Source organism: Ktedonosporobacter rubrisoli, from assembly GCF_004208415.1.
Taxonomy (GTDB): domain Bacteria; phylum Chloroflexota; class Ktedonobacteria; order Ktedonobacterales; family Ktedonobacteraceae; genus Ktedonosporobacter; species Ktedonosporobacter rubrisoli.
The window spans coordinates 7,649,858-7,673,955 of the sequence record NZ_CP035758.1; the positions used below are offsets into that span (position 1 = coordinate 7,649,858).

Genomic DNA, 24,098 nt, shown 5'->3' on the forward strand with positions numbered 1-24,098 from the left:
GCATAAGCGAAGTTCGAACCAGGCGCACACGGTCAGGGGCAGCTTTGCCCTGACCGTCCTTACTTTTTAAGGATAGATAGATGGATACATACACGCAGGTTTGGGGGGGCTCTCATCCTGGTTGCCTTATCTTTCTGTTGGACCAGTCAGGTTCTATGGCTGATCCCTTTGGTGCTGCGCAGGCGGGAGCCGGCAGGCGCAAGTGTGATATGGTAGCAACCGTGCTAAACGGGTTTCTCAATGAGCTCATTGTGACAAATACTGTGGCTCAGAAGGATGGTACGACGGAAGTCAGGCCGCGCGCCGAGGTAACCGTGATTGGCTATGAGGGTATCAGTGTCTGTCCTGTGCTGGCTGGAGAACTGGAGGGCAGGAACTTTGTCGGTTTGCCCGAATTGCAGATGAATCCTCTCGATATCGAGAGACGGAAACGCAAAGAGATAGATGATACGGGCCAGGAGGTTGAGATCTCAGTGCCTTTCCCGGTCTGGGTTAAGCCCAGGGCCGGCGGCGGAACGCCTATGCGCAGCGCGCTCCAACAGGCACGGGACCTGGCGCAGCAGTGGGCCAGTGCTCATCCCGATAATTATCCGCCTGTGGTGATCAATGTTACCGATGGCGTGGCCAGTGATGGCGATCCAACCGGGCCGGGCCGCGAGATCTGTGAGATCACGACTGCCGATGGCCATGCTCTCCTTTTCAATGTGCATATTACCGATATCAATAGCGCGCCAATTGCCTATCCAGCCAGCATTGCTGAGCTTCCCAACGATAAATATGCCCGTATGCTGTTTGAGATGTCAAGCGTGATTCCGGAGACCAGCCGAAACCTGTTACAGTCTTTGCTGGGTCGGCCTGTGATGCCAGGTGCGCGCGGCTTGATCTTTAATGGTGATGCGGCCTCTGTTCGGCAGATGTTTGTCTTTGCCAGCGTCCCCGGCACTCAGCCCCTGGACCCTAGCAGGTAGCGCTAGCATAGAAAGTGCAATTGCTTATGCTTGCACCTATTACTGCTCAAGTGAGCAGGCTACAGTATTGGAAATCGGAGCACGATGAGCAGACCTGTGAGGATGCTCTGGGCGCTGATCCGTCTACAGGCTTGTTTGCTGTGGCGGATGGAGTAGGCACTACTTTATTTTCGCATATCTGGGCCAGGTTACTGGTTGAGCACTTTCTGGCTACGCCGCTGTTGGGGACCGATCCCTTTGAGGTCGAGTGGTGGCTACGTCAGGCGCAGGAGCTCTATCAGCAAAGCTTGCCCACTGTAGATGATCTGCCCTGGAATGCCGCCCAGAAAGTGCAGAGCCAGGGCAGCTATTCTACGCTGGCTACCCTGTGCGTTACGCATGTTGCAGCCTCATCGGCCCGGGCAACTTTGCTGGCCTTTGGCGATAGCTGCGTCTTTATCCGTAAGGGCGCTACGGAGCAGCTTATGGCTTTTCCTGTTGCGCAGTCTGCCGATTTTGATCTGGCTCCTATCTGCTTGCCTTCAAAGCTGAGCCTCTTTAATCGCTATTTTCAGCGCTGCACCTCCCAGCAGGTCGAGCTGCAGCCAGGCGATACGCTCATCATGGCAACTGATGCGGTGGCGCGCTGGATTGTGAGCGCGGCCAATGGACGGTATGCGCAGCAGGTGGAGGCCTTTGCGGAGGTCGCGGCGCAGACTGCCGCGTCCTGGCCGGCTTTTATTCTCGCCTGTCGGCAGCAGCACGAGATGATTGACGATGACTGCACGGCGCTGGTGCTCAAGTTAGGCGCTGAAGGGACTGAGGGCGTACCCCTTGGCGCGACTTCTGGGCATCGGTCGACTATTCGCCAGGCGCGCAAGCAGGCTTTCGAACAGGCCATGCAGGCTCAAAACAGCGAACTCATGGCGATCATCTTTGGCGATGGTGCAGATTTAACGCAGGAGGGCCTTAGCTTTTCTGAGGTACGCCTGGAGCGGGCGCGTGCCGTCGCCGATGCCTTGCGCGAGATGCTGCAGGCTCTGCGTAACGAGGTGAATAATCCTGATGCCGCTCTTCGCCTGCGCCCTACCTGGCAGAAATATGCACATTTGCTGGCTGATGAGCCCTGCGCGGTAAATGTGCGCCAGACGCTGATGCGGCTGGGCGTCTCGCTGAAAGTCGCTTCCGCTGAAGCCAGCCAACCGACTAAGGAGCATGAGCTTCCCCTACAAGCGCCGCTCCCCGAAGCACACGAGCCGGCGAAGCATAGCAGCACGGGACCTCAGCCCGTGGCGCAGTCCCCAGGACTTGCGGACCTTGCGCTAAGCGAGCAGCGCTTCCAGCAGCTATGCGCCGTGAAACAGGCTTACTTGCTGCACTGGACCTTTAAGCAGCCGGAACAAGAGCAACTGGCTGCGGAAGTCCTGGAAGATCAGCTTAACGATATTCTGATCAAGGAAGGCCTTAAGCTGGCCACGCAGGAAGGGGCGCTTGCGCCTTCTCTCTATGCGACGACCTTGCAGGGAGCGTTCAAGGCCTTTCGGCATGACCGCAGCATCGACTATCCTGCCCTGCTTGCACAGCACGATCTTAATGATGCAGCCGTAGAAGCTATCCTGGGCATCTTTATCCGCCGTCAGATCTTTGAGGAATATCTGCTCTGGCAGCGCGAGATGCTCTGGCAGGAATGGCTTCAGGAGCAAGTGGAGGCCAGGGCTCGACTGCGCCAGGAACTGGCCGAAGCCTCTCCCTGGCTATCAACGCTAACCTGGTGGAAGGGATGAGCTTATGCCTGAACGACTGGCCTATGATGAGGCCATGCTCTTCTCAACGATACGTTTAAAGATCCCTGATCCCGAGCTGAAGCAAGGCAAAGTAGAAGTTGTTACAGCCTACACCTCCAGAGGGGTTGTAGAGCGTCCTTGGGGTATTGAGGGCGGTTTTGCCGTTGTCTACAAGTTTCGTACACTCAGTGGTAGCTTTCGGGCTCTGCGCTGCTTTAGAGCGCCCATGAGCCCGGATATGCAGTTTCGCTACGAGAGCCTGGGAACGTATTTCCATACGCATGTGCGCGCGATTACCGCCGGCTTCAAGTATTACGATAGCGGCATAATGGTCAAGGATCAGGGCAAGGCGCAGCCGCAGGCTTACCCGGTCATTGTGATGGATTGGGTAGAGGGAACCACCCTGACAGAAAAGGTCAACGAGCTCTGCAAGTGGCGCGATAAAGCCGGGCTCAAGCAACTAAGTCAGCAGTTCTTCCAGATCCTGGCGGTGATGCGTCGCTGCTCTATCGCGCATGGCGACCTGGCCGGCGTCAACGCCACTAGCCAATTATTACACTCGGGGGGATTTAAAAGAGGTGCTAGTTATTCTTCGCTCTATTCTGAATGCTGCTTAGTGAGCATAATACCATACAAGCTCAGAAGTTCAAAAAGGCTAGCAGGTTAATATATCTGCTAGCCTTTTTGATGCATCAAACTGCCTCATCCTATGTACCTTTCCAGAAGCGTTTAGCCTCTTTATTTTTGTTTTTTTGGCCCGTTTAGAGTGTTTCTGGTGTTTCGGCTGAAACACCCTAAGCGCTGTTTCAAACGCCGTTTAGGGTGTTTCTCAACGTTGAGAAACGCTTGCTTGTTTAGGAAAACGTTTCTAAACAAGCATACGGCAATAGACTATCCTTCAAGTCGCTTATTCAAGCAACCGAACAGAAAAGAAAGCCTCATCCTTAGTACTTGACGAATAGCAAAAGTGTCGCCTAGAGGCGACACCCTGAGTAAAAGAGTTTCTGAAGATGCTAGGGGTATTTATTGTGGATGCTCATCATACACCACGGTGAGAAAGGAAACGTCTGGTTTCAGAAGATCCTGACAGTACATCACACGGGTGAGAGGATCGATACGGAGTAGGTGAACAGCAGGCATTACATATGTCGTGAGTTTAGCGGCAAAGGAATCGCCAGCTTTTTCAAGCATCTGCCGCGCCTGTTCCGCTTCGGCCCACTCCCATTCAAGCTGTTCAGGAGGTGCGGTAATACGCACAACTGTGTGCTTTTGCCCGCACGTCTCAAACGTGACCTCCGCGCGCATGGTCTTGAGTGCAGTACGGGCTACAGGGCGAAGAGCAGCGTTTTCAACCCTCCATGAGATGCTTATGGGTGGTTGGCTCTGGCTCCTGTTGCCTTGAGAGGCAAGGGAAAAATACTTTTCAGGATTCATAAGATTTGGCTCCTTAGCGGTAACTGCCAGTTTGGCGGGAAACGGAGCAGGATGGTCCGTCCATCTTTGTCTTCTAAGATGACGCCGAGTCTCTCATGAATGGGGCCGGGAAAACTCACACTCTTGACCTGAGCCCCGGCAATTTCAACGCCATGAAAAAAACGGGCTATTGCTTGTTGCTGTTCGCTTTCAGCGTCAATGTAGCGAATACGATGAACGCGTAAAAACGCTGATTGCTCTATCCCCCGTCCTTGTGGTGAGACGTCCAGGTACGCGTTATAGTAAGTGTAGATGCTCTGTGGTTCTGGTGTCAAATCGGGAAATTTCGCTTTCAGAGCAGGAAGCAGGATATCCTGTTCATAGGGGGCGAGTGCTATCCGAATTCTCATAGCGCCCTTTCCTTTTTCAAACTGTTCTCGAAACTCGAATAAGCTTAACGTTGTTTCCATTCGCGTCTTCTCCCTTCTGGTCCTATCGTATCAATTGGAAAGTTATACGTCTCTCCTGTAAGCCTGTGCAACGCTTCTCTTACCTGCTGTGCATGAGTTGGAGTGACCGCTAATTTGTGGTCAATCGACCATACGGTGATAGAGGGAACATGGGCACAGCGGGCGATAGCTAGGTGGGTCAATCCATGTTTGTTAAGGTATTCATGAAATTGATCGGTCTTGCTCGCTAGCAAGGGTTGCGTCGGTTGATTCGCAATATCGACCTTTTGCCAATTCTTCATGATGAACGCTCCTAATATGCTACATAGATGTATCCGGACTGTTCATATCCTCTCGTCTGATTCTAGCCAGAGAAACGTCTCTTTGTTTGCTTGTTCTTGCGTTATTATGTCAAGTAATGGCATACTTAAGGCGGGTCACTCGCCATTTAGTATCATAGGGTAAAAGCATATTCGGAGGGTTACAGGTAAATGGCTCGCAACCCGTGTAGGAGCATAACACTGCTAGATAGAGAAATATGGTCCTGTTTTCTTGTGTGACAGAAAAATACGACCTTTTTCTAGAAAGAACGCTCTAGACAAAGAAACGAGCAACCTCTATACTTGAATGTATGAGAGGTACTGCTAGTAGGAGAGGTTGTGATGTCAAAGGATAAGCTCAAGATTTTTGTAGGCGAGTACGGCCCGATTACTGTCGGTATAGACGGACGGCTCACTTTTGGCTACCTAGTTCGCTATGCGCGTAAGCTGCATACTATTCCCATTCATCGGGTCGCAACAATGTATGCACAGGTAGCCGAAAAGGATCAGCCTGTGCTAGGAAGGCGCATACGGTTTATGGAACAAACAGATGGATTCTTTCCCAAAGACCCGGAACGACGTATAGTACTAGCGAAACTATTGAATATTCCTCCAGCATTACTCGGTATCGTAGGTATGGAATCCCTTGTTGAGCAGAGAGGAGAGAACACCGTTATTCCTGGTCCCGTATCCCGTCATATTGACGTGGAAGAGTACTATACAGCCTTACAGACTTATTGGACTGAGGGATACCCACACGGGCTAGAACCTGCTGTAGATGATGCTATGGCTCGGATTGACAGACTCCATGACACTGTACTCTATGTTCGGACAAAGCAAAAGCAAGAGATTATCCGGCTATTATGCGGGTATCAGATATGGCTTGCCGAAATGGCTAAATCCGAAAGGTGCTACCAGGCAGCAAAAAATTATCTAGCAAATGCTCTGCATCTCGCTCGTGAGAAGGCATGCACTGATCTGTTACCTATCGTATTATATCGCCGGGAGATCCTCTTTGATGATTTATGGGACCAGGAACAAGCGTTGCTCAGTTTAGAGCAAATGAAGCAAAACAAGGATAAATGGTATATTCCTGTTCAGTTACAAGGTGCTGCTTTCTCTGTTGCGGCAAGAGCACAAGCACGAGCAGCACAAAACGAGACAGAGAAAAAAAATGCTCTGCTCTATCTCGAAGAGGCTGAAAATCTTACGGGAAAGGCAATAAGAGATAACTACCTCTTCTTTGTCTCTTATGATAAAGAGCGTCATTTGTTAGATCGAGCTGCAACACTTATGAGATCTTTAGAGAAGAAATTACGAGCGCCGGCTGAGGCCCAGGAATGTTTATTAGCGGCTGAACAAGAGCGAAAAATCAGCGGCAAATATATAACTATTTGTCGTCAGCAGGATACTAATCTTATCCAAGCTCAGATTTACTTTGACAAGGGCTATGCTCCTATTGCTGCTGCTACTGCTGAGCAGGTAGTGAACGCTTTTGAGGAAACAGGGCAATACGAACATTTGAAACCAGTAACACAACTGTTCCAAGGCTTAAAAGCGCGTCATCCTTACGATGATTTTACCGTGAGCCTAGAGCTAGCCCTTATGAAAGTCCAGAATCCTAGTTTGTTTCATTAATTCACGTTGTCTAAATGCTCCCTGGAAAACTTCAGGGAGCATTTTATTAGATGAGTGCAATGGCCTTGCATCTTCCTTCTAGAGCCAGCCTATACCCTACTACGTTTTCTGATCTTCAGAAGAAAAAAAAGCTTTCAAGCTTTTAAACTGCTTTATTCTTTGATTGTGGCTTCTTTTCTCAATAAAACTATCCAAATTATTACGGGATATGCGGTATCCCTTGCCAATGTTCATAGCAATAAGTTCTCCTGTTCCTATCCATTTCTTTACGGTCTTCTCATGCACCTTTAGTTCTTTCGCTACGTCATCGACAGTCAGCCATTCGTTGCGCGTACTCATTCCTTATTGCTCCTGTTACTATCAAGCTTGCTGCATTCCTACCTCTAGGAGTCAAATAACTCCGGAAACTTCCAACAAGTCCCTAATAGACTTGCACAAAACCGACTTCTTATCTATAATACTATATATCAGCAGAAACAGCTAGAAATGCTTAACGAGTATTACATCTTGCTTGATACGTCCAGATAGCTTTAACACAAAAAGGGGACTAGTTGACGCTAGTCCCCAATGACAGAAAGAGGTACATCTGTGTCAACCAACTATACCCCATTCTATCGAGCCCATTCTAACATTACTTGCCGTTGTCGTCACTGTCAGCGGTATGACTATGCTCCTACTGTTCCACTCCCACAGATAGATCAACCAGGACACCCGAAAAAGAGAGCTCCATTTGAAATTGTGACGGCGAGAGACAGTGAGACTGGACAACTGTCAATCTACTATTGGCCTGTTCGCTAGCCGTATTATGTGTCGCGGAACGACAAAATTCTAGCATAGAACGACATCTAAATGTCGTTTCGCGACAACTATTACTCATATATCCTTTTAGTTTTTCAATAGGTACATTTTCTCTCATTACTGAAATATATGGCAATTTGCTTATATATTCTCTCGTATAGAGCCGGATATGCAGCAACAGTAAGGGAGAGGTATCTTGAGTCCAGAAGAGAAACGCGTACTGTACACAGTCCTACAGGATATAGCAGACGAATTAAGGAAGATTCAACATGAGCATCGAGAGGAACAAAAAGAAAATCAGAAGCATCAAAAAGAAACAGACTCTCAGCAAAGTATACAACTACCTGGATGAATTTCCTAAAGATGAGCCTGGTGTCATCTATGTAAGGCAATCCAGTCTAGCACAAGCGCAAAACAACATTCATAGTTTTGAAATGCAGACGGACAAATTTGTAGAGCATTTCAGAAATAACCTCCATTGTACTGGTGACATAGAGATCATTGCAGACGATGAGGGAATAAGCGGAACGACGGATATCCATCAACGCGCGGGTTTATCCCGTGTAATGAGGCTGATAGAAGGAAAGGAGTTGCTTAATGGCAAAAGGATAGGGTGGGTGGGGGCAGTACATGTCAATAGATTTACACGTGATAAATGGCTCGTCACACCGGGGACGATCATGCGTGCATGCTTCGATAATGATGTCAGGATATCGACGCTACGAATGAATTATCATTTTAAAGACGAGTACTGCCAACGGGTATTCATGCTTGAAGCCGAGGAATCAGCCAGACATCTCGATTGGATGAAACTCGTTTTAGGTGGGGGAAAAGCTACAGCCAGCAATAACGGCTACTATGATGGTAGGTGGCTTGTTCCTGGATACATCGTTGATCGATCGGACCCTAAAAGAAAGAAATATATCGTCTATCTACCACACGCAAAGGCTGTTAGATGGCTCTTTCAGCGTTTCCTGGAACTGGATGGCAATTTTGCAGAATTGTGCAGAGAAGTCGAAAAAATGCCTTTCCTGTTTCCTATGTTTGAGGACTGGGTAGATCAGAAGAATTCAAGCCGCTTCACTGGAAATAGGAAACGTGGTGGGTGTTTAATCAAGGAAGGGCCATATCAGGGAAATTACAAGCCCACAGCCAGCGGAATCAGAAGCATTCTCTGTAATCCGGTGTATATTGGCTGGTGGCTCCCGCTTGACGGTGGCGTAGTCGAGAATAACCACCCTGCTATTGTTGATGAGGTAGTATTCATTTTTGCTCACAAACGGCTTAGTAGCTATGACCTGAATGGAGAGAGGCAAAAGCCGGAAAGAGTAATACGTTTTAGCAAGGCTCAGGCGCTTCTCAAAAAAGTTCTCTATGATGATAATGGCCAGCCAATGTATGGCGGATATGGAGGACGGCGCGGTCCCGAAGCTGGATGCTACAGAAGTAGAAATATAACGGGCTTATCCACAAAACATAGATTTTCCATTGATGTGGAACAAGTAGACAACATTTTCAAGGAAAAGCTTCTAGAAAGGCTGAACTCTCTGGAAAGGCCCGAAGATTGGCAAGACTGGGAAGACAAGCTAGAAGAGAGACAAGCGACTAAGGAAGCAGCACTAGAGGAGCAGAGAAACCTTATACGAAAACAGATACACGATGCTCAAAAGAAAAGAGAAGCAGCCTTTGAGCTTCTTCAAGATCCTGATATCCCCAAAACCAAACAGATGAAAATTGACCTTGCAGAAAAGATAGCAGGATTAGAGGGAAAGGTTGCCCAATTTGAGAACGATTTAGATACCTTAAAGGAGAAAGAGCAGGACGAAGAGGTAACGTTGTATGAAATACATTCTTTGGTCCCCACTATCACCCAGCAATGGGACAAGCTGTCTTTCGAGGTGAGGCTACGTTTTATAGGTGCTCTCGTTAAAAAGGTTGTTTTAACCCAGGTCTCACCATCCTGGGTTAAAATAGAGGTCTACTGGAAAGAGGCAATGGGCCATTTTAAAGATGTTGGACACTTCAAGAGAGTGAAAGCGAATAGTACTCTGTGGACCCCTGAAGAGGATGAAAAGGTGTATCAACTTTTCGCTAATGCAGATGCAGCAGAACTATTACAAGCGCTCCCTGATCGATCCTGGGGCTCTATTTCACATAGAGGTGCCAGACTAGGGATTCAAAGGGCAAAACGCAAAGGATCAAACTCTATATTGCTTCAAGCAGTAGGCTGTACAACAGCAATAGAGGATAAAAAATATGAACAGGAGCATAATATAGACCCAAATGGTAAAAATGCTCAATGGTCAATATTATGGTCAGACCGGATGGGCGGCTGATCCTTGTCGATTACGATGGCGTCTATATTCCTGGCTTCGCCGGCCTGGCAAAGCTCCTCCTGGGGCAGCCGGATTTCCAGCATCCGCAGATGGCCCAGCGCAAGTTTAACGAGCATATGGACGATTTCTCGGCGCTTGTCATTTCTACGGCTCTGCTGGCCCTGGAAGAGCGGCCAGAATTGTGGGATAAATATGTCAAGCGCGATGTGCAGGGCAAGCTTTTGGATACTAACCTGCTCTTCACGCAGAAGGATTTTAAGGACCCGGGGCAGTCCGCCATCTTTCAGGAATTGGAGCAGGCTGGCTCCGAGCGCGTCACCAGCGCGCTAAGAGCGTTAAAGCGCGCCTGTCTGCAGCCCATCGATCAAGTGCATTTCTCGCTCCCGCTGCCTGACGTTACTTCGGGGCCAGAAGGCCCAATGGGACGGCTCAATGTGGCCGTGCGCAGTGGAAGCATTGCAACGATTATCGAGGCAGCGCGCGCTGAAGAGCAGGATGCGGCTAACCTGACTACAAGGGAGCAGCGTGTCGTCAATCTGGCCACGATCTGGAGCGAAGCCTATGCTAGCGACGATGACGAGAAGATAGCCGCTGCCTTTGAGGCTATCGAAAATTTCCACCATCAGGAAAAGCTGACCTTTACGCCAGTACAACTGCAGCGTGCGCGCCTGGCCCAGCAGCGGCGCGCGGCCTTAGCGCGCTTTCGCACGGCTCTCAATAGTAAAAAGCTTAAACAAATTGTTGGCTCCTATGATGCGATTCTGGATAGAAGCACCAGGCTCAGCAGGAGAGAGCGCGCCTTGTTGGAACTGGCGCGCACCTTTCGCCGCGCCTATGAGACTGACGATGATGCTGCGCTGATTATGGCCTGCGATGCTCTACAGCATTCTCCCTATCAAGGCGCGTATGTGCTGACAGCGCAGGAGCAAGAGCGCGTCAGGCTGGCACAGAGCAAAAAAGAGGCGCTTATTAGCTTTCAAATCGCTCTGCGCCAGGGATCTCTACAAGCCATTGTCACAGCCTATAATCCCCTGCTTGATGACAATAAGTATATTACCAGAAGCGAGCGCGAGCAGCTTGCCCTCGCCCGCAGCTTTGGGCAGGCTTATGCTGCCGACAATGATGAGGCGTTGGTTGAGGTCGCCCGGGCTCTGCAGAAGTGGCCCGCTTTGCAGCTGAGCGCGCAGGAACAGGAGCGCCTCCAGCTGGCTCGCCAGCGCCTGGCGGCCTGGCAGCGCTTCCAGCAGGCCTTTACCGCGCAGGCTGGCAATGCCCATAAGCTTGTCGAGGCCTACGATGCCACGCTGTTGGAGGGGTATAGCCGGGTCACAGCTGAGCAACGGGCTCGCCTGAGCCGCGCGTATGCCTATCTGCGCATGTATCGGGCGGTGCAGCAGGCTATAGAGCGTGATGATGATGCAAAGATTCGTGCCGCCTATGATGAAAAGCTTGCCGCCGATTTCACTGATTTCTCGGAGCAGGAGCGCAAGCGAATTGAGAAGGCTATGCGCTGCGCGGCCCTGGAAGCAGCTTTAGAGCGCCGCGAGTATGCAAGATCGCTCAGCCTGGCTCTGGCTATTCAGAGCTCGACCGGGCAGGCCATGAGCAAGCCTATCGCTTTCAGGCTACAGAAAGCCTTGAGCCGCTTTGTGCGGGAGCACGATCTTAGCAAACTACATGTGCACATCGCCCGGCGGGTGGCAGGCAATTATGCCCTTGTGAGCTGGCAGTGGCCAGAGGATGAGCTTATTCGCCATGCGCTGATCGTCTGGCATCCCACAAGCTGGCCGCCACGTCTAGCTTGTCGCCTGGATCTGAAAACAATTGAGCGCTATGTATGGGTCAAACGGGTAGGGCAAGAGCGCGCAGGACAATGTGAGTTCACTATAGCCGACTATGAGCATATTTATGTACAGGGATTTACTGCCATGCGCGATTACTGGGACCGGGCCGAGCGCTGGCGCTTCGGGGATGGTATAGAGCCAACTTCACTTGTCGAGGCCAGCCTGGAGAGTTAAAAACACTCATCGAGCTTGTTGAGGAAAAAAATGAGAGATACCACAGATATAGTAAAGCTCTTATCTTCGATGGTAGATAGGGTAGAGCCATTTGATACGCCTGCAGCACAGCGCTTGAAGCTCCTGGCCGAAGCCATTGAGAGCGAAGAGAGCGCGGAGATCGATGCCTGGGCTGCTACCGATCTCTATATGGTTTTCGAGCCCGATGCTCTGGTTGCTAACTTTCGTAAGCAGCAGACCCCCTCGTATGAGCGCGAGGATCGCCTGATTGAGATAGCCAGAGCCGCGCGCAACGTTCTCATCTTTGTGCCCTTTATCTTGAGCTTTTACGCCCTGGCTCAGGCCGCTAATAAGTATGCCCTCCTCTTCAATGCCCAGAGCAGCAATGCATCTGTGCCGTTTCTCTATCTGTGGGAGCAGGGCTTTAACGGTACGCTACCGGGTTGGTTGACTCTGAGCGGCGCCGCCTTTATTGATGTTGTCTTACTTATCCTTATTTTTGCTCTGACCCTGGTCATGTACCTGCAGAAACAGGCAAGGAATGCCCAACGCGAACAAGCCATGCAGTTGCAGGAGCGGGATGCGCAGCTTTTGCGCTCAGATCTGGCGCAAGTTCTGGCAGCAACCTCGCTCTATCTCTTCAAGCATCGGCGCCCGCTCACGGCTGGCGACAATCTGGAGGCCGTAGCCCGGCGCCTGGAAAGCACAACCAGCTTGCTAACCGAGAGGCTTGAGCTTGTGATCGCTAGATTTGATAATGCGGCGCAAGATATGCGGAGGGATCTCGCGACTTTAAGCCGGGATGCTACACAGAAGATAGAGGGCATGACGCAGAATGTCACAGCGAACTTCGAGGGTATGACCCTGAACGTAAGCGAGCGCTTTGCTGGGATGACAGAGAATATCACAACGAATTTCGCGAGCCTGACCCAGGATGCCACACAGAAGATAGAGGGCATGACGCAGAATGTGACAACAAACTTTGCTGGCATGACTGAAGATATTGAGCAAAACTTTGCCGAAACGACGCAGAGCCTGAGTGGCCGCTTTGAAGACATAAGCGGTAATGTCGTAACCGAGCTGGCTAGCCTGGTCGCGGGAATCAGCGAGAAGTACGACGATATGGCCCAGCAGATCGCGCGCCGCTTTGGACTGCTCACCAATCAGCTACAGGAGCAGCTTCTTGCAGGCAATAAATATTTCAAGCAACTGGGCAACCTTACCTCCGGCGTCGTGCAGACTGCTGAGCAGATGAAGCAGGCAGCCGATATACTACAGGCTACGCATAGCGAGCTATCCTTGAGCATCAGTGAGCTTGCCGCTCCGACCAGGGAACTGGCCCAGCAACAGGTAAGCTTGTTGGATAGCGCTACTGCCTCGACTGCACTGCTACAGAGCACAGCCAGCGTCATGCGCGAGATGAGCCAGCGGCAAGAGCGCTGGGGAACTGACCTGCGCAACATGCTAGATACGCTTGATCTTACCGTTGAGCGCGCGACAGATCTGATACTTGGCGTTGGGGATTATACCAGGCGGCAGGATGCGCTGCTTACGCAGTTGCAGCAGGAACGTGAGGCCCAGACAGAGCTCGTAAGACAGTTTTCGACGGTGACGCAGGCCATGCAAAGCGCGCTTACCGAGACCACCACCGGCATTGGAACATTGCGCGCAATGGCCCAGCAGCTTGAGGCGCAACAGCATCGGCCCGCAGACGTCAAGATGCCAGGCGGCGAGGATACGCTCCAGCGCTATGAGCATGCGGCCGTCGCCGTTGAGCGCAGCAACAAGCGGCATAACTCCGTGGCTGAAACCCCGCAAAAGCCGGCAAATAGTTCAGAATAGTAGCGCTGTGCTGAAAACAGCATAGCGCGTGCTTTGACTCAAGCGTCACATCGTGCCTACGAAGCTGACGCTCTGCAGGCAGGAGCAATATTTACACATTATCCGCAACTGTTGAAACCTTCCACTCCTCGGCTTCTAGTTACCAGCAATCCCAGTGGAGCACGGATTCCAGCGGCTGGCGGGCCGCGGGCTTGAAATTAGTTCCCAGCGTATAAGCGACGGGAATCAGCGCTACTTGCATGATCTGCTCATAGGGAATGTTCAGCACCTCCGCTGCCTCCTGCTCAAAGTCGAGATGCAGCGTTGTCAGAACAGTACCCAGGCCTCGCGAGCGCGCCGCAAGCATGAAACTCCAGACCGCCGGGAGGATGGCACTCCAGTGCGTAGCCTCTTCAACCGCGGAGAGATTTACGGCCCGGCCTTCGATACAGGCAATGACATGCACAGGAATCTCATGCAGGTGCTCGATCAAGTATTGCGCTGAGGCAAAGCTAGCCGCGAGTTTCTTTGCCTCTTTCTCATCAGTGATAGCCGCTTGTATCTGATCTCGTCGCTGAATATAGTTGGCAGCACTTCTGCGGTAGAGCGCCGCCAGGGCTTCGCGTTGGGAGGAAGCTGTAACGACGACGAAGTGAGCTTTCTTGCCTGAGCTCGTCGTTGGAGCTTGTAAAGCCAGCTCCAGACATTCTCGAAGCACCTCGGCTTCTACCGGTCGCGTGCGGTCCAGGCGCTTGCGCACTGAACGTGTCGTGGTCAGCAATTCATCGACTGAAAGATTGAGGATGGGCATGCTGTGCTTCCTTTCAGATATCGAGTACCTCTACCCCTTTATCATTGTTGCCGCGCAGGATGCGGGCTACCGTCTCATAGAGCTCGTCTGGCACATTATGCTCAAGCTCTTCAAGAGAAGCAAAGATCTCAAGGCGGTACTCGCTATCGTTGCCGCTCCAGCGCGACCAATCTACATCCGACCACTCCTCGCTATCCCAGTTTACCGGCGTATTCTTGCCAGGCCGTTTCTTGCGGTCAGTCCAGTAGTTCCAGTTGGGCGTATTGCTAACATAGACCGCCAGATTATTCTTGGGCGTCTGATAAATCCTGTAGGAAACTTCCCTTGTCCCATCTTCCTCAAGCATACGCCCGCTGGCCAGTCGGCGGCCCTGGAACCGTTTATATGAGTGTACGTTCTTGCCAAGCTTTACAGTGACCTCCTCAAAGCCACTGACCTGCTGTTCCCGCTCTCGCACAAAGCGGCGTAGTGCCTCGGCAATCGCCGCTGAAAGATTTCCTCCCACCAGCGACTGAGCCTTTTCAAAAAGGGGGACATCTGCATCCGCGACATAGATTGTCCTGTTGGGCATAACGCTACCTCCTGCTGCTTGATCTCCGCTGCCTGCAGCTCATAACCAGACCTATCGAGTATCGTGCAAGAGAAATATAGTATGTGTATATGTATATGTCAATGGATGGAAATTGTCGGCTTAGCTTTTGTTCAGGTTGACCTGAACATTACCTATCAACTACAATAAGAACGCAACCTTGAAAGCGGCTAACAAGCGAATCCAGCTTACAAGAAGCTGGCGCTGCCGTATGTTCTAAGGAGGATAGATGCGTATTCGCAAAGCAGTGTTACCGGTTGCTGGCCTGGGTACACGTGTGCTACCAGCCAGTAAAGTTATACCGAAAGAAATGCTTCCCCTGGTTGACAAACCAGCGCTTGAATATATCATCGAGGAAGCTGTCGCGGCAGGGATCGAAGAAATTATCTTCGTTACAAGTCGTAGCAAGCGCAGCATCGAGGATCACTTTGATGCCTTCCCCGAGCTAGAGCAGATTCTAGAGCGCAAGGGCAAACAGAAGGAACTTGAAGATTTGCGCCGTGTGCAAAACATGGCAACCTATACAGCCGTGCGACAGGCGGAGCCGCTGGGCCTGGGCCACGCCATCTACTGTGCCCGTGACCTGGTAGGTGACGAACCCTTTGTCGTCATTCTAGGGGATGACCTGGTTGATCCAAGCACACCCTGTCTGCCCCGCATGATGGAGCTTTATGAGCAGCATAAGAGCTCGGTGCTCTGCCTGGTTCCCCTACCCCCCGAGACCATTCCTGCCTATGGCATTGTGAGTGTGGAAGAACTTGGCAAGGATGTGCTCAAGGTAACTCATCTTGTTGAGAAGCCTCCTCTGGAAGAGGCCCCTTCAAACCTGGGTGTGGCCGGCCATTATATTCTGACGCCAGATATCTTTGATTTACTGGCTCATACCCCTCCTGGCCGTGGTGGCGAGATCCAGATTACTGATGCCCTTGAGATGCAGGCCCGGGCGGGCCATTGCTATGGTTTCCGTTTTACCGGTACACGCTATGATACAGGAAATCCGCTTGGTCTGTTAACTACGTCGATTGCCTACGCCCTCAAACGCCCCGATATTGCTCCTACTCTCCGCGAGTATATGCGTGAGGCGTTAAAAGAAGAATAAGGTTTTTGCACCACTTCCGCTTTCCAGCGTATTTTGAGGCGAGGATAGTTCCTCGCCTATAACACTATGACTCATCCCGAATTTTCGGGAAGCATCGCTAGCCCGAGACAGCCAACAACTGTCGTAAAACTTCATGAGGAGGGGAAGAAAGCCATTGAAGAGTAAGATGAGCTTTCTCCCATAAACGGCTGAGAGCCCATCGAAGTCGATAAAGAGGTACGAGCGTCTGCTGGTATCTCTTTCCGGTTCGATGGCACTGGAGATGCAGAGCAGATTGAACCAGATCCCTGTAGATCGGATTGAGCAGATGAAGCAGAAAAGAATAGACCAGCGTCACGATCCCAAGGAGTTTGAGGCGATTTTCAAAGCTCCAGATACGTGGACTCTCCAGCGCCAATTCGCTTTTTTCATAACGAAAACTGGTTTCAATCTGCCAACGCCTGCGGTAGAGGAAAACAATCTCCCATGCCTGTTCTTCCTTCGTGATTCTCTCATTTGTGATCAGATACCAAACCTTCTTTCGCACCCGAACTTTGACAACATACAACTGGTAGGAGAAGCTTGGATGCCAGACCGGTGCCCACCAAATGTCGCAAGGAAGCTTGGCCCCCGTTTGGAGATCAAAAAGGAGCTTGTGCCCTACATAGCGTTTTCCTTGTCCGATTTGCCACAATTTCCTTTGTGCCCCTTTGGCATCGCGGAAATAATGCCCTTTCTTCCAGCGAATCACGAACTTCACCCGAAGTGCTTGAAGTAACTGAAGCCATGGGCCAGAGGCATATCCCCGGTCAAACACATGGGTGAGCTGATCGCCCCATTTCCTTACACATCTACGAAGTAACACTTCTTCCTGTGTTCTCATTTTCGTTGCATAGTCCCCTTTGGTGGTCCACCAACTCATGAATGCTACTTTGACCGTCTTTTCCATCCCTGCAATTACTGCCCCTGTCCACTGCAGTCCGGCCACCATGACAGGTCGTTTTGCTGGCATATTAAAAACGAGTCCTTTTCTTGATCTGCCCAGTCGTTTCGCTTTGCTTGAGGTGACTGGACATAATCCTTCTGCAGCTCGACTTTCTGGTTTCTCGACGACGCTGCCATCCCAAATGCACAAGATCCTTTTTCCTTGCGCTTTGAGCAACTTTACTTCTTGATCTGCTTCCTCCAGCAAAAATTGGTCAATGGAGCTTACTGTCCATTTGATCGAACGAAGCAGGTTTCCCACTCTCTTCGTCCCTGCAGGAGCTGATAGCGAAAGCCCCCGTATCCCATCAAGATAGGCTCCCAACTCACTTAAAAGCAGCGCTTGTTTGCTACTCCTGAAACGCATGATAGCAAGACAACATTGCAAAAATGTTCGCACAAGTCGCTTGTCCAGCAAGTGATCCAGGACGATTAAGAGGGGAGTAAGAAAGCTTTCGAGTTCTTGCGCTACTTGCTGCGATACCTGCTGGCAGGCTTGTTCCTTTTCTTCAAGTATGTCATACTGCATTGATAGCAATGACCTCCTACGCCGTCTGTATGCTTTGTTTTTCACAGTCTAGCGTAAGAGGTCTGTTTTGTCTCGTTTTCACCCTTTTTGGGTTCTCCTCGTCTTTTACTTCCTCACGAGTTCCTCCAAAATTCGGGATGAGTCATAATAACACGCATGGACCCCACCATGATGGTGAAAAAATTGCCCACTTGTCTTATAACTGCTGGGCGCGCTATAGTAAATGAAGGATCGCTATAATTTCCGCAAATCCCAGAGCAAAAAGAAATAGAGCGTAGACATGCCAACGGGCATGGAGGAGATGTATAATTGATAGCGCTATTGCTTACGCTGCATACGTATACCCCTTATCTAGTGCTAGCTGTAGCCGTTATTACGGGGTGTGGGGTCTTATTCTTTACTTTAAAAAAATGGAGGCTAATAAAGCCTGGCGTAGCATGCTGGCCGCGACGGCCATTATTGGCGCCTTGCAGGGCCTCTTTGGTCTCTTGCTGCTCCTCAACGGCTTAAAGCCGGGTGGTGGCAAGGATCTCTATTATCTGCACTATGTCTATGGTGGGATTGTGGCTCTGGGTATTCCCGTGGCCTTGACCTACTCAACCAGCGGCAAGGATAAACGCCGCGACCTGCTTATTTTTAGTATCGCGGTCCTGATCCTGGCAGCAGCCGGCGTGCGGGCCTTGATGACGGGTCCGGCATAAGGTAAGGAGCCGGGAGCTTCCTCAGCTTCTCAAAGCCGCGCAGGCGGCAAAAACAACTTGTGTATAGAGTTAAAGCAAAAATAGTCCTGGTCTGGAAAAGATAGAATCATATGCGAGCTTCTTTTATCCACCTTGCAGACACACATCTGGGCTATGAACAGTATGGTGTTCGCGAGCGTTTTAACGATTTCAGTCGCGCCTTCTGGAATATCATCGACGAGGCCGTTGCGCGCGACGTCGATTTTGTGCTCATCGCCGGCGATCTATTCAACAAGCGGGCCATTGATGCCCAGACGCTTATTCACGCCATTGAGGGACTGAAGAGGCTCAAGGATCGGAACATTCCGGTAATTGCCATTGAGGGCAACCATGATCGCAGCTATTATCGGGATGGTCTCTCCTGGCTGCAGTTTCTGTGTTACCAGGGCTATATCATCCTGCTAACCCCGGTGATGCAGGACGGAGCACCCCTTTTGACTCCCTGGCAGCCGCAGACGATGCTTGGAGCTTATGTGGATTTGTTGGACGGGCACCTGCGCATCTACGGCCTACCCTGGCAAGGCTCAGCAACCGTACGTAGTCTTGAAGGTATGGCTCAGGCCCTGGCCACAACGCGGAGCGAGGAAGAGGCGCAGGGCATCGAGTATCGTTTGCTGGCCATGCACACCGGTATTGATGGGATTGTGGCTCGGGTCCAGGGCTTGCCCACGATGGGGCAGTTACAAGTGCTGCAGCCATATGTAGATTATTTGGCTCTGGGCCACGTCCATAAGCCCTACACCTTTGACGGCTGGATCTACAATCCCGGCTCTACCGAGACCTGCAGTGCCGAAGAGTCGCAATGGGATGATCGCGGCTACTATTATGTTGAGATCGATACCGATGAGCCTGAGCGCATCATTGATGTAAGTAGCAAAGAGCGCTTGCATCATGCTGAGCATATGAGGAGCAGGCGCCGTCCCTTCATCAGGCGCGATTTGCGCGTTGAGGGTCTGGGTACGCCAGAAGAGCTCTATGTGCGCCTGGAAGAGTATTGTCGCGCTGAAGGGCCGCGCCATCGGGATGAGGATGCGCGTCCTGTTGTGCAGATCCATCTCACTGGCACGCTGGGCTTCGATGTGGGCTCGCTGGATCAAGCCCGGATGGAAGAGATGGTGCGCGCATATTTTCAATGCCTGTATGTGCGCATCGATAATCATACCAACGATCAGGATTATGTGCCCGATGAGGGCGAGCTGGATGGACGGGACCGGGCTTCCTGGCATGAGTTGGAGCGGCGCATTTTTGAGGAGCTGATCGGGCGCGATAATCGCTATCTGATCACCAAGGAACAGTGGGGAGCTGTGCTGGCTGAGCTGAAGCAGCGCTCGCTGGATAAAGATGATCCCGAGCAGATCGCCAGGTTTTTGCGCGAGAAGCGCGCTGCCCTGCAATCAGCTCAAATCGGGAGCTAAATGCCCGCTCCCGAAGGGATAATGACCAGCTATATTGGGGAGGGACGAGTTCCTACTCGTCCCTCTGCTTTTCATTAGCTTAAGTAATCAAGCGCGGCGCGGGTCAAAGTCTCGACGGCAATAGGCAGTGCATCTTCGTCCACGTTGAAGCGCGGGTTGTGATGCGGATATTTGGCGCCTTTCTCCTCATTGTGTGCCCCTACGATGAAATAGCAGCCAGGAACAGCATCGAGGAAGTAGGCCATATCATCGCTACCTGTCGTCATGACTTCCTGGCCCTGATCGACGGCCTGCTCACCTACAGCTTCGACGGCGGCCCGATATACTAGCTCGGCCATGCCTGGATCGTTGACGCAGGGAGGGCAGCCTTCAAGGAATTCGAGCTCGCTGCTGCCTCCCAGGGCCGTGGCTACGCCAGTGGCAACTTCCTGGATGCGCCGCCGCAGATAGGTGCGCTGCTCTTTCGTAAAGGCGCGCATTGTGCCTTTGAGCTCGACGTACTCAGGAATGATATTGGTGGCTGTTCCGGCATGGATAGAGGCGATAGTGATGATCGATGGCTCGAATGGAGAGGTTTCACGACTGATCAAGGGCTGTAGAGCCGTGATGATATGGGCGGCAATCACAATGGGATCTACCGAGAGATTGGGCATGGCTGCGTGTCCGCCCTTGCCTTTGACGATTATCTGCAAGCTATCGGCGCTGGCAAAGACCGGACCTGAGCGTACGCCGACGCGCCCAATGGGATGGTTGCTGATCAAGTGCAGGCCAATTATGCCGTCCACACCCTCCATGGCACCTTCTTTGACCATCGGCTCGGCGCCACCAATGCGCTCCTCAGCAGGCTGGAAAATGAACTTGACGTTGCCAGCCAGCTCCGCGCGACGCTTGCTTAAAATATCCGCTACAGTGAGCAAAATAGAGGTATGCCCATCGTGCCCACAGGCATGCATCTTTCCATCTACTTGTGAGCGGTAATCAATCTCATTAAGCTCATGAATAGGGAGCGCATCCATATCCGCGCGAATGGCCAGCGTCCTGGCTCCAGGCTTGCTGGCTCCTCCACGTAGCAGGCCAACCACGCCGGTTTTGGCAATGCCCGTCTGCACTTCCAACCCCAGAGCGCGCAGTCGTTGCGCAACAATACCCGAGGTACGCACCTCTTCAAAAGCGAGCTCAGGATGCTCATGCAGATCACGACGCATGGCTATCAGGTCTGGTACAAGCTCATCGATCTCAGATTTCAGATTGTCAAGATTGGATACAGACATTGTTCCTCCTGCAGATGAATTCAAGCACTAGTGTGATTAGCCGGCCTTGGAGGCAGGGACAGGAAAGGCTTGCACGGCTCGGTGCGACTTGCTTCTGTCCTGGCCATCTTAAGCTGGCCTGACTAACTAAGTGGGACTGCGAGCGCTGGGAGCCCTCTGCTCCTTATCTACTTGTGTATCAACATAGTACCATATATAGAGCTTTGCTTGCCCAACTATAAGGCCTGCTTATCATCTCTATTGATGAGAATATTTTGGCTGAGCCAAGTTGCTTGCTGTAATACTATATTGGCTGTAGCAACTCATGCTTATAGCTGCTATCATCTATTATATGGGTTATCTAAATGTAGGGATTTTTTTATGTTGTTGTCTTGTTTAAGAATATAGATAGATAACCGGTATAGACGGCAAAAATCTAAGGGAGGGATTTATGCTATCACCACTAATTCTACTAGTTGTAATGATTTTAATCGATCTGGCGGCCTGGCGCTGGGGGGCAGACAGCAGGCATGGGATCAATGATCCCGAGTGGGAGCGCCGCCGAAACTGGATTGGCTTTCATTAATCCGCAGGAAGATAGCTGTTTAGTATACTTCAAAATTTGTAGCATGCGACCTGACTTATTAGATCTCTGGTGTTATGGGAAAGCAGTATCAAACGGAATCATTGCAATCTTCTCATCATTATGACCAGGAACAAACTGCTCGCTCCGCTCCACTATTGGAGGGAAGCAGTAAAGCTGATAAAATTGGTATAGGGCTAGCTCTGCTAGCCCTTTATCTTATCTGGGGCTCAACCTATCTGGTCATGCGCGTAGCCCTGCAGAGCTTTCCACCCTATATCATGGGTGGGCTACGTTTCTTATGTGCGGGGGTTATTTTGTATGTTATCCTGCGCCTGCGCGGCAGCCCAGCACCAACGCGTAAAGAGTGGCTTGGCTCGGCCTTGATCGGTATTCTTATGCTGGTTGGTAGTAACGGGAGCGTTTCTATTGCCGAACAATGGGTTTCCTCGGGGATCAGTGCCGTGGCCCTGGCCGCCGTTCCGTTGTGGACAGCTTTCTTTGTTGGCCTGTTTGGGCGCTGGCCCAGCCGCCAGGAGTGGGTGGGATTAGTGCTGGGCTTTGCCGGCGTTATCCTCCTGAACCTTGAACATGGTATGTGGACCAATCCATTCGGGGCGGCCCTTTTGATTTTAGCACCAGTTTCCTGGTCCCTGGGCTCGGCTCTGAGCCCGCGCTTCTCTCTGCCTGCGGGCTTGATGTCCAGTGCGGCCCAGATGTTGGCGGGTGGGGCGGCTATGCTGCTGCTGGGCTTGCTAATGGGTCAGCGCATGCATAGCTTCCCTACTGTGCAAGCGCTGGGGGCTATGGCCTATCTTGTGCTTTTTGGTTCGCTGCTGGCCTATAGCGCTTATACCTATCTGCTCAAGCGGGTACGCACCTCGCTGGCAACCAGCTATGCCTATGTGAATCCTGTAGTAGCCGTGGCGCTGGGAGTTGGCATGGCTGGCGAGCATATTACTCTCATCGGTATTCTGGCCATGCTTGTTATTCTAACCGGTGTAGGCCTGGTTTCTTTGAGGAGAAAGAGTTGAACTTAACGATACAGACAGCAACATTGGATGATCTTAAGATAGCCGATACCATCACTATGGAGGCCTTTGTCTCGCCCAGCCGCTATGAGGCTTTACTGCAGGGCCTACAACTGCAGCCGGATGGCTGGTTTCTGGCTAGATTGGATGGGGAACCAATTGGCTTTGGTGGGGCTATAAACTATGGTCCTTTTGCTTATGTGGGCCAGGTGGGCGTTGTGCCATCTGCGCAACGGCGCGGAATCGGGCAAGCCATTATGGAACATACCATTGCCTGGCTTGAGGGGCAGTGCTGTCCCTCTATCCTGCTAGACGCCAGCGCCTCTGGCGTCGGGCTTTATCGCCGGCTGGGCTTTGTGGAGGATGACAGGGTACTCAGGCTGAGCCGAGAGCCGGCTGCTTATAAAGCCCCCACTCCCGTGGAAAATGTCTCGTTGCTGCAAATGGCCGATCTGGCGGACCTGGCAGCGTTTGACGCTCCTTATTTCGGGGCTGAGCGCAGCGCCGTCCTTGCCTCGTTTCTTGAGCGCTTCCCACGGCAGGCTTTGCTCACGCGTAATGCTGCGGGACAGATCAGCGGCTTCCTGATCTTGCAGACTTCGCCTGTTGCGCAGTCTCTGGGACCCTGGGTCGCGGAGAGCGTTGCTGCGGCTGAGTGTTTGTTACAGCGCGCGTTGGAACTAGCCGATCCCGCGCTACAGGTGCAGGTGATTCTGGCCCACGCTAATCGCGATGGTCAGGAGCTGCTGGGCCGTTATGGCTTTAGCGCCTACAATGAATTGCACCATATGCATCTACATAGTGCAGCAAGGCGCCAACGCGCGCACTTCTACGGGCAGGCCAGTATGGCCTTTGGCTAAGAGGTAGCCAGTCTTCAGGCGCTAGTCAACACTATTTGAATGGAAAGAGAGCGGAAGCGCATGGCACATTTTGTAGAACCCGTCACCCTTGAAGGCAAGCTTGTACGTCTGGAACCCTTAGGTTTGCAGCATGCTCAAGGCTTATATGAAGCCTCGCAGGATCAGATACTCTGGCGTTTTATTCCGCACAATCCCAGTCGCTCGCTGGCAGATATGGAAGCGTTTATCAAGCGGGGATTGCAGCAACGCGAGAAAGGCAGCGAGTTTCCCTTTGCGATCATTGAACGCGCCAGTGGTAAGATTATCGGCTCGACGCGCTATATGACGATCACCCCGGCAGATCGTGGGCTGGAAATAGGCTCGACCTGGCTCACTCCTGCCAGGCAGCGCACGGGAGTCAATACCGAGTGCAAGTATCTGCTGCTGAGCCACGCCTTTGAGAAGCTGGGGGCTATCCGCGTCCAGCTGAAGACCGATAGCCGCAACCTGCAATCACAAAGGGCTATTGAGCGGCTGGGAGCTGTGAAAGAAGGCATTCTGCGCAATCATCTCATTATGCCCGATGGCTATTACCGGCACTCAGTCTACTACAGTATACTTGATAGCGAGTGGCCGGCAGTCAAAGCGGGACTTGAGCAAAAAATGCAGCGTTAGTTGAAGCGCTAGAGATGGAGAACCGGGCGGCATAAGCAAAGCTTTGGAGA

22 protein-coding genes are annotated in these 24,098 nt (G+C 51.6%); 14 read left to right on the forward strand and 8 right to left on the reverse strand.

Features of this window, described 5'->3' with window-relative positions; all coding sequences use genetic code 11:
* Window positions 1-80 precede the first annotated feature (80 nt).
* Genes EPA93_RS33250 through EPA93_RS33260 form a run of 3 tightly spaced genes read left to right on the forward strand, consistent with a single transcriptional unit; the run spans window position 81 to window position 3,398 of the window.
* Window positions 81-968, forward strand: a complete 888-nt coding sequence (locus EPA93_RS33250; protein WP_129891642.1) for a vWA domain-containing protein — start codon at window positions 81-83, stop codon at window positions 966-968.
* A gap of 26 nt (window positions 969-994) precedes the next feature.
* On the forward strand, window positions 995-2,731 hold the full coding sequence (locus tag EPA93_RS33255) for a protein phosphatase 2C domain-containing protein (RefSeq protein ID WP_129891643.1): 1,737 nt from the start codon (window positions 995-997) through the stop codon (window positions 2,729-2,731).
* 4 nt (window positions 2,732-2,735) lie between these two features.
* Complete coding sequence (locus tag EPA93_RS33260; RefSeq protein ID WP_129891644.1) at window positions 2,736-3,398, forward strand: serine/threonine-protein kinase; 663 nt, start codon at window positions 2,736-2,738, stop codon at window positions 3,396-3,398.
* 356 nt (window positions 3,399-3,754) lie between these two features.
* Here the strand turns inward: EPA93_RS33260 and EPA93_RS33265 are convergent, their stop codons facing one another.
* Genes EPA93_RS33265 through EPA93_RS33275 form a run of 3 tightly spaced genes read right to left on the reverse strand, consistent with a single transcriptional unit; the run spans window position 3,755 to window position 4,895 of the window.
* Window positions 3,755-4,165, reverse strand: coding sequence for a hypothetical protein (locus tag EPA93_RS33265; RefSeq protein ID WP_129891645.1), 411 nt, complete (start codon window positions 4,163-4,165; stop codon window positions 3,755-3,757).
* Entirely contained in the window at window positions 4,162-4,554 is a 393-nt protein-coding gene (locus tag EPA93_RS33270) for a hypothetical protein (RefSeq protein WP_129891646.1), read from the reverse strand. The genes EPA93_RS33265 and EPA93_RS33270 overlap by 4 nt, the downstream gene beginning before the upstream one ends.
* A 44-nt stretch (window positions 4,555-4,598) precedes the next feature.
* Window positions 4,599-4,895: a hypothetical protein gene (locus EPA93_RS33275; RefSeq protein ID WP_129891647.1), complete on the reverse strand. Its 297-nt coding sequence runs from the start codon at window positions 4,893-4,895 to the stop codon at window positions 4,599-4,601.
* A gap of 360 nt (window positions 4,896-5,255) precedes the next feature.
* On the opposite strand from EPA93_RS33275, the gene EPA93_RS33280 reads away from it, so the two are divergent.
* Window positions 5,256-6,551 carry a hypothetical protein gene (locus EPA93_RS33280; RefSeq protein WP_129891648.1) on the forward strand — a complete coding sequence of 432 codons (1,296 nt, stop codon included), beginning with the start codon at window positions 5,256-5,258 and terminating at the stop codon, window positions 6,549-6,551.
* Between the two features lie 99 nt (window positions 6,552-6,650).
* Here EPA93_RS33280 and EPA93_RS33285 read toward each other — a convergent pair whose 3' ends face one another.
* Window positions 6,651-6,890: a helix-turn-helix domain-containing protein gene (locus EPA93_RS33285; RefSeq protein ID WP_129891649.1), complete on the reverse strand. Its 240-nt coding sequence runs from the start codon at window positions 6,888-6,890 to the stop codon at window positions 6,651-6,653.
* 728 nt (window positions 6,891-7,618) lie between these two features.
* On the opposite strand from EPA93_RS33285, the gene EPA93_RS33290 reads away from it, so the two are divergent.
* Genes EPA93_RS33290 through EPA93_RS33300 form a run of 3 tightly spaced genes read left to right on the forward strand, consistent with a single transcriptional unit; the run spans window position 7,619 to window position 13,545 of the window.
* On the forward strand, window positions 7,619-9,685 hold the full coding sequence (locus EPA93_RS33290) for a recombinase family protein (protein WP_129891650.1): 2,067 nt from the start codon (window positions 7,619-7,621) through the stop codon (window positions 9,683-9,685).
* Window positions 9,649-11,703, forward strand: coding sequence for a hypothetical protein (locus tag EPA93_RS33295; protein WP_129891651.1), 2,055 nt, complete (start codon window positions 9,649-9,651; stop codon window positions 11,701-11,703). Before EPA93_RS33290 ends, EPA93_RS33295 begins: the two co-directional genes overlap by 37 nt.
* A gap of 30 nt (window positions 11,704-11,733) precedes the next feature.
* A complete protein-coding gene (locus EPA93_RS33300) occupies window positions 11,734-13,545 on the forward strand; it encodes a hypothetical protein (RefSeq protein WP_129891652.1) in 1,812 nt (603 codons plus the stop codon).
* A gap of 139 nt (window positions 13,546-13,684) precedes the next feature.
* Here the strand turns inward: EPA93_RS33300 and EPA93_RS33305 are convergent, their stop codons facing one another.
* Window positions 13,685-14,335 carry a nitroreductase family protein gene (locus EPA93_RS33305; protein ID WP_129891653.1) on the reverse strand — a complete coding sequence of 217 codons (651 nt, stop codon included), beginning with the start codon at window positions 14,333-14,335 and terminating at the stop codon, window positions 13,685-13,687.
* Window positions 14,336-14,348: 13 nt separating this feature from the next.
* Complete coding sequence (locus EPA93_RS33310; RefSeq protein ID WP_129891654.1) at window positions 14,349-14,906, reverse strand: EXLDI protein; 558 nt, start codon at window positions 14,904-14,906, stop codon at window positions 14,349-14,351.
* A gap of 247 nt (window positions 14,907-15,153) precedes the next feature.
* On the opposite strand from EPA93_RS33310, the gene galU reads away from it, so the two are divergent.
* On the forward strand, window positions 15,154-16,023 hold the full coding sequence (gene galU, locus EPA93_RS33315) for a UTP--glucose-1-phosphate uridylyltransferase GalU (RefSeq protein WP_129891655.1): 870 nt from the start codon (window positions 15,154-15,156) through the stop codon (window positions 16,021-16,023).
* 97 nt (window positions 16,024-16,120) lie between these two features.
* Here galU and EPA93_RS33320 read toward each other — a convergent pair whose 3' ends face one another.
* Entirely contained in the window at window positions 16,121-17,515 is a 1,395-nt protein-coding gene (locus EPA93_RS33320) for a transposase (protein WP_129891656.1), read from the reverse strand.
* 410 nt (window positions 17,516-17,925) lie between these two features.
* Between EPA93_RS33320 and EPA93_RS33325 the strand changes: the two genes are divergently transcribed.
* On the forward strand, window positions 17,926-18,216 hold the full coding sequence (locus EPA93_RS33325) for a hypothetical protein (RefSeq protein ID WP_129891657.1): 291 nt from the start codon (window positions 17,926-17,928) through the stop codon (window positions 18,214-18,216).
* A gap of 110 nt (window positions 18,217-18,326) precedes the next feature.
* A complete protein-coding gene (locus EPA93_RS33330) occupies window positions 18,327-19,670 on the forward strand; it encodes a metallophosphoesterase family protein (protein WP_129891658.1) in 1,344 nt (447 codons plus the stop codon).
* 74 nt (window positions 19,671-19,744) lie between these two features.
* On the opposite strand, the gene EPA93_RS33335 is transcribed toward EPA93_RS33330, so the two are convergent.
* On the reverse strand, window positions 19,745-20,941 hold the full coding sequence (locus tag EPA93_RS33335; RefSeq protein WP_129891659.1) for a M20 metallopeptidase family protein: 1,197 nt from the start codon (window positions 20,939-20,941) through the stop codon (window positions 19,745-19,747).
* A 430-nt stretch (window positions 20,942-21,371) separates the two neighbouring features.
* On the opposite strand from EPA93_RS33335, the gene EPA93_RS50530 reads away from it, so the two are divergent.
* The 4 genes from EPA93_RS50530 to EPA93_RS33350 all read left to right on the forward strand — a co-directional run bounded on the left by EPA93_RS50530 (window position 21,372) and on the right by EPA93_RS33350 (window position 24,048).
* On the forward strand, window positions 21,372-21,506 hold the full coding sequence (locus tag EPA93_RS50530) for a hypothetical protein (protein ID WP_277988685.1): 135 nt from the start codon (window positions 21,372-21,374) through the stop codon (window positions 21,504-21,506).
* A 74-nt stretch (window positions 21,507-21,580) separates the two neighbouring features.
* A complete protein-coding gene (gene yedA / locus EPA93_RS33340; RefSeq protein ID WP_129891660.1) occupies window positions 21,581-22,537 on the forward strand; it encodes a drug/metabolite exporter YedA in 957 nt (318 codons plus the stop codon).
* Window positions 22,534-23,394, forward strand: a complete 861-nt coding sequence (locus tag EPA93_RS33345; protein WP_129891661.1) for a GNAT family N-acetyltransferase — start codon at window positions 22,534-22,536, stop codon at window positions 23,392-23,394. The genes yedA and EPA93_RS33345 overlap by 4 nt, the downstream gene beginning before the upstream one ends.
* A 60-nt stretch (window positions 23,395-23,454) precedes the next feature.
* On the forward strand, window positions 23,455-24,048 hold the full coding sequence (locus EPA93_RS33350) for a GNAT family N-acetyltransferase (RefSeq protein ID WP_129891662.1): 594 nt from the start codon (window positions 23,455-23,457) through the stop codon (window positions 24,046-24,048).
* The last annotated feature ends 50 nt before the right edge of the window (window positions 24,049-24,098 follow it).

What these genes read in the sequence shown, in the direction of transcription:
- EPA93_RS33320 (WP_129891656.1), bottom strand. Translation starts at nt 17,515, where the DNA reads ATGCAGTATGACATACTTGAAGAAAAGGAACAAGCCTGCCAGCAGGTA.
- EPA93_RS33270 (WP_129891646.1), bottom strand. Translation starts at nt 4,554, where the DNA reads ATGAGAATTCGGATAGCACTCGCCCCCTATGAACAGGATATCCTGCTT.
- EPA93_RS33255 (WP_129891643.1), top strand. Translation starts at nt 995, where the DNA reads ATGCTTGCACCTATTACTGCTCAAGTGAGCAGGCTACAGTATTGGAAA.
- EPA93_RS33330 (WP_129891658.1), top strand. Translation starts at nt 18,327, where the DNA reads ATGCGAGCTTCTTTTATCCACCTTGCAGACACACATCTGGGCTATGAA.
- EPA93_RS33265 (WP_129891645.1), bottom strand. Translation starts at nt 4,165, where the DNA reads ATGAATCCTGAAAAGTATTTTTCCCTTGCCTCTCAAGGCAACAGGAGC.
- EPA93_RS33300 (WP_129891652.1), top strand. Translation starts at nt 11,734, where the DNA reads ATGAGAGATACCACAGATATAGTAAAGCTCTTATCTTCGATGGTAGAT.
- EPA93_RS33335 (WP_129891659.1), bottom strand. Translation starts at nt 20,941, where the DNA reads ATGTCTGTATCCAATCTTGACAATCTGAAATCTGAGATCGATGAGCTT.
- EPA93_RS33325 (WP_129891657.1), top strand. Translation starts at nt 17,926, where the DNA reads ATGGAGGCTAATAAAGCCTGGCGTAGCATGCTGGCCGCGACGGCCATT.
- EPA93_RS33260 (WP_129891644.1), top strand. Translation starts at nt 2,736, where the DNA reads ATGCCTGAACGACTGGCCTATGATGAGGCCATGCTCTTCTCAACGATA.
- EPA93_RS33250 (WP_129891642.1), top strand. Translation starts at nt 81, where the DNA reads ATGGATACATACACGCAGGTTTGGGGGGGCTCTCATCCTGGTTGCCTT.
- galU (WP_129891655.1), top strand. Translation starts at nt 15,154, where the DNA reads ATGCGTATTCGCAAAGCAGTGTTACCGGTTGCTGGCCTGGGTACACGT.
- EPA93_RS33285 (WP_129891649.1), bottom strand. Translation starts at nt 6,890, where the DNA reads ATGAGTACGCGCAACGAATGGCTGACTGTCGATGACGTAGCGAAAGAA.
- EPA93_RS33275 (WP_129891647.1), bottom strand. Translation starts at nt 4,895, where the DNA reads ATGAAGAATTGGCAAAAGGTCGATATTGCGAATCAACCGACGCAACCC.
- EPA93_RS50530 (WP_277988685.1), top strand. Translation starts at nt 21,372, where the DNA reads ATGCTATCACCACTAATTCTACTAGTTGTAATGATTTTAATCGATCTG.
- EPA93_RS33290 (WP_129891650.1), top strand. Translation starts at nt 7,619, where the DNA reads ATGAGCATCGAGAGGAACAAAAAGAAAATCAGAAGCATCAAAAAGAAA.
- EPA93_RS33295 (WP_129891651.1), top strand. Translation starts at nt 9,649, where the DNA reads ATGGTCAATATTATGGTCAGACCGGATGGGCGGCTGATCCTTGTCGAT.
- EPA93_RS33280 (WP_129891648.1), top strand. Translation starts at nt 5,256, where the DNA reads ATGTCAAAGGATAAGCTCAAGATTTTTGTAGGCGAGTACGGCCCGATT.
- EPA93_RS33305 (WP_129891653.1), bottom strand. Translation starts at nt 14,335, where the DNA reads ATGCCCATCCTCAATCTTTCAGTCGATGAATTGCTGACCACGACACGT.
- EPA93_RS33350 (WP_129891662.1), top strand. Translation starts at nt 23,455, where the DNA reads ATGGCACATTTTGTAGAACCCGTCACCCTTGAAGGCAAGCTTGTACGT.
- yedA (WP_129891660.1), top strand. Translation starts at nt 21,581, where the DNA reads ATGGGAAAGCAGTATCAAACGGAATCATTGCAATCTTCTCATCATTAT.
- EPA93_RS33310 (WP_129891654.1), bottom strand. Translation starts at nt 14,906, where the DNA reads ATGCCCAACAGGACAATCTATGTCGCGGATGCAGATGTCCCCCTTTTT.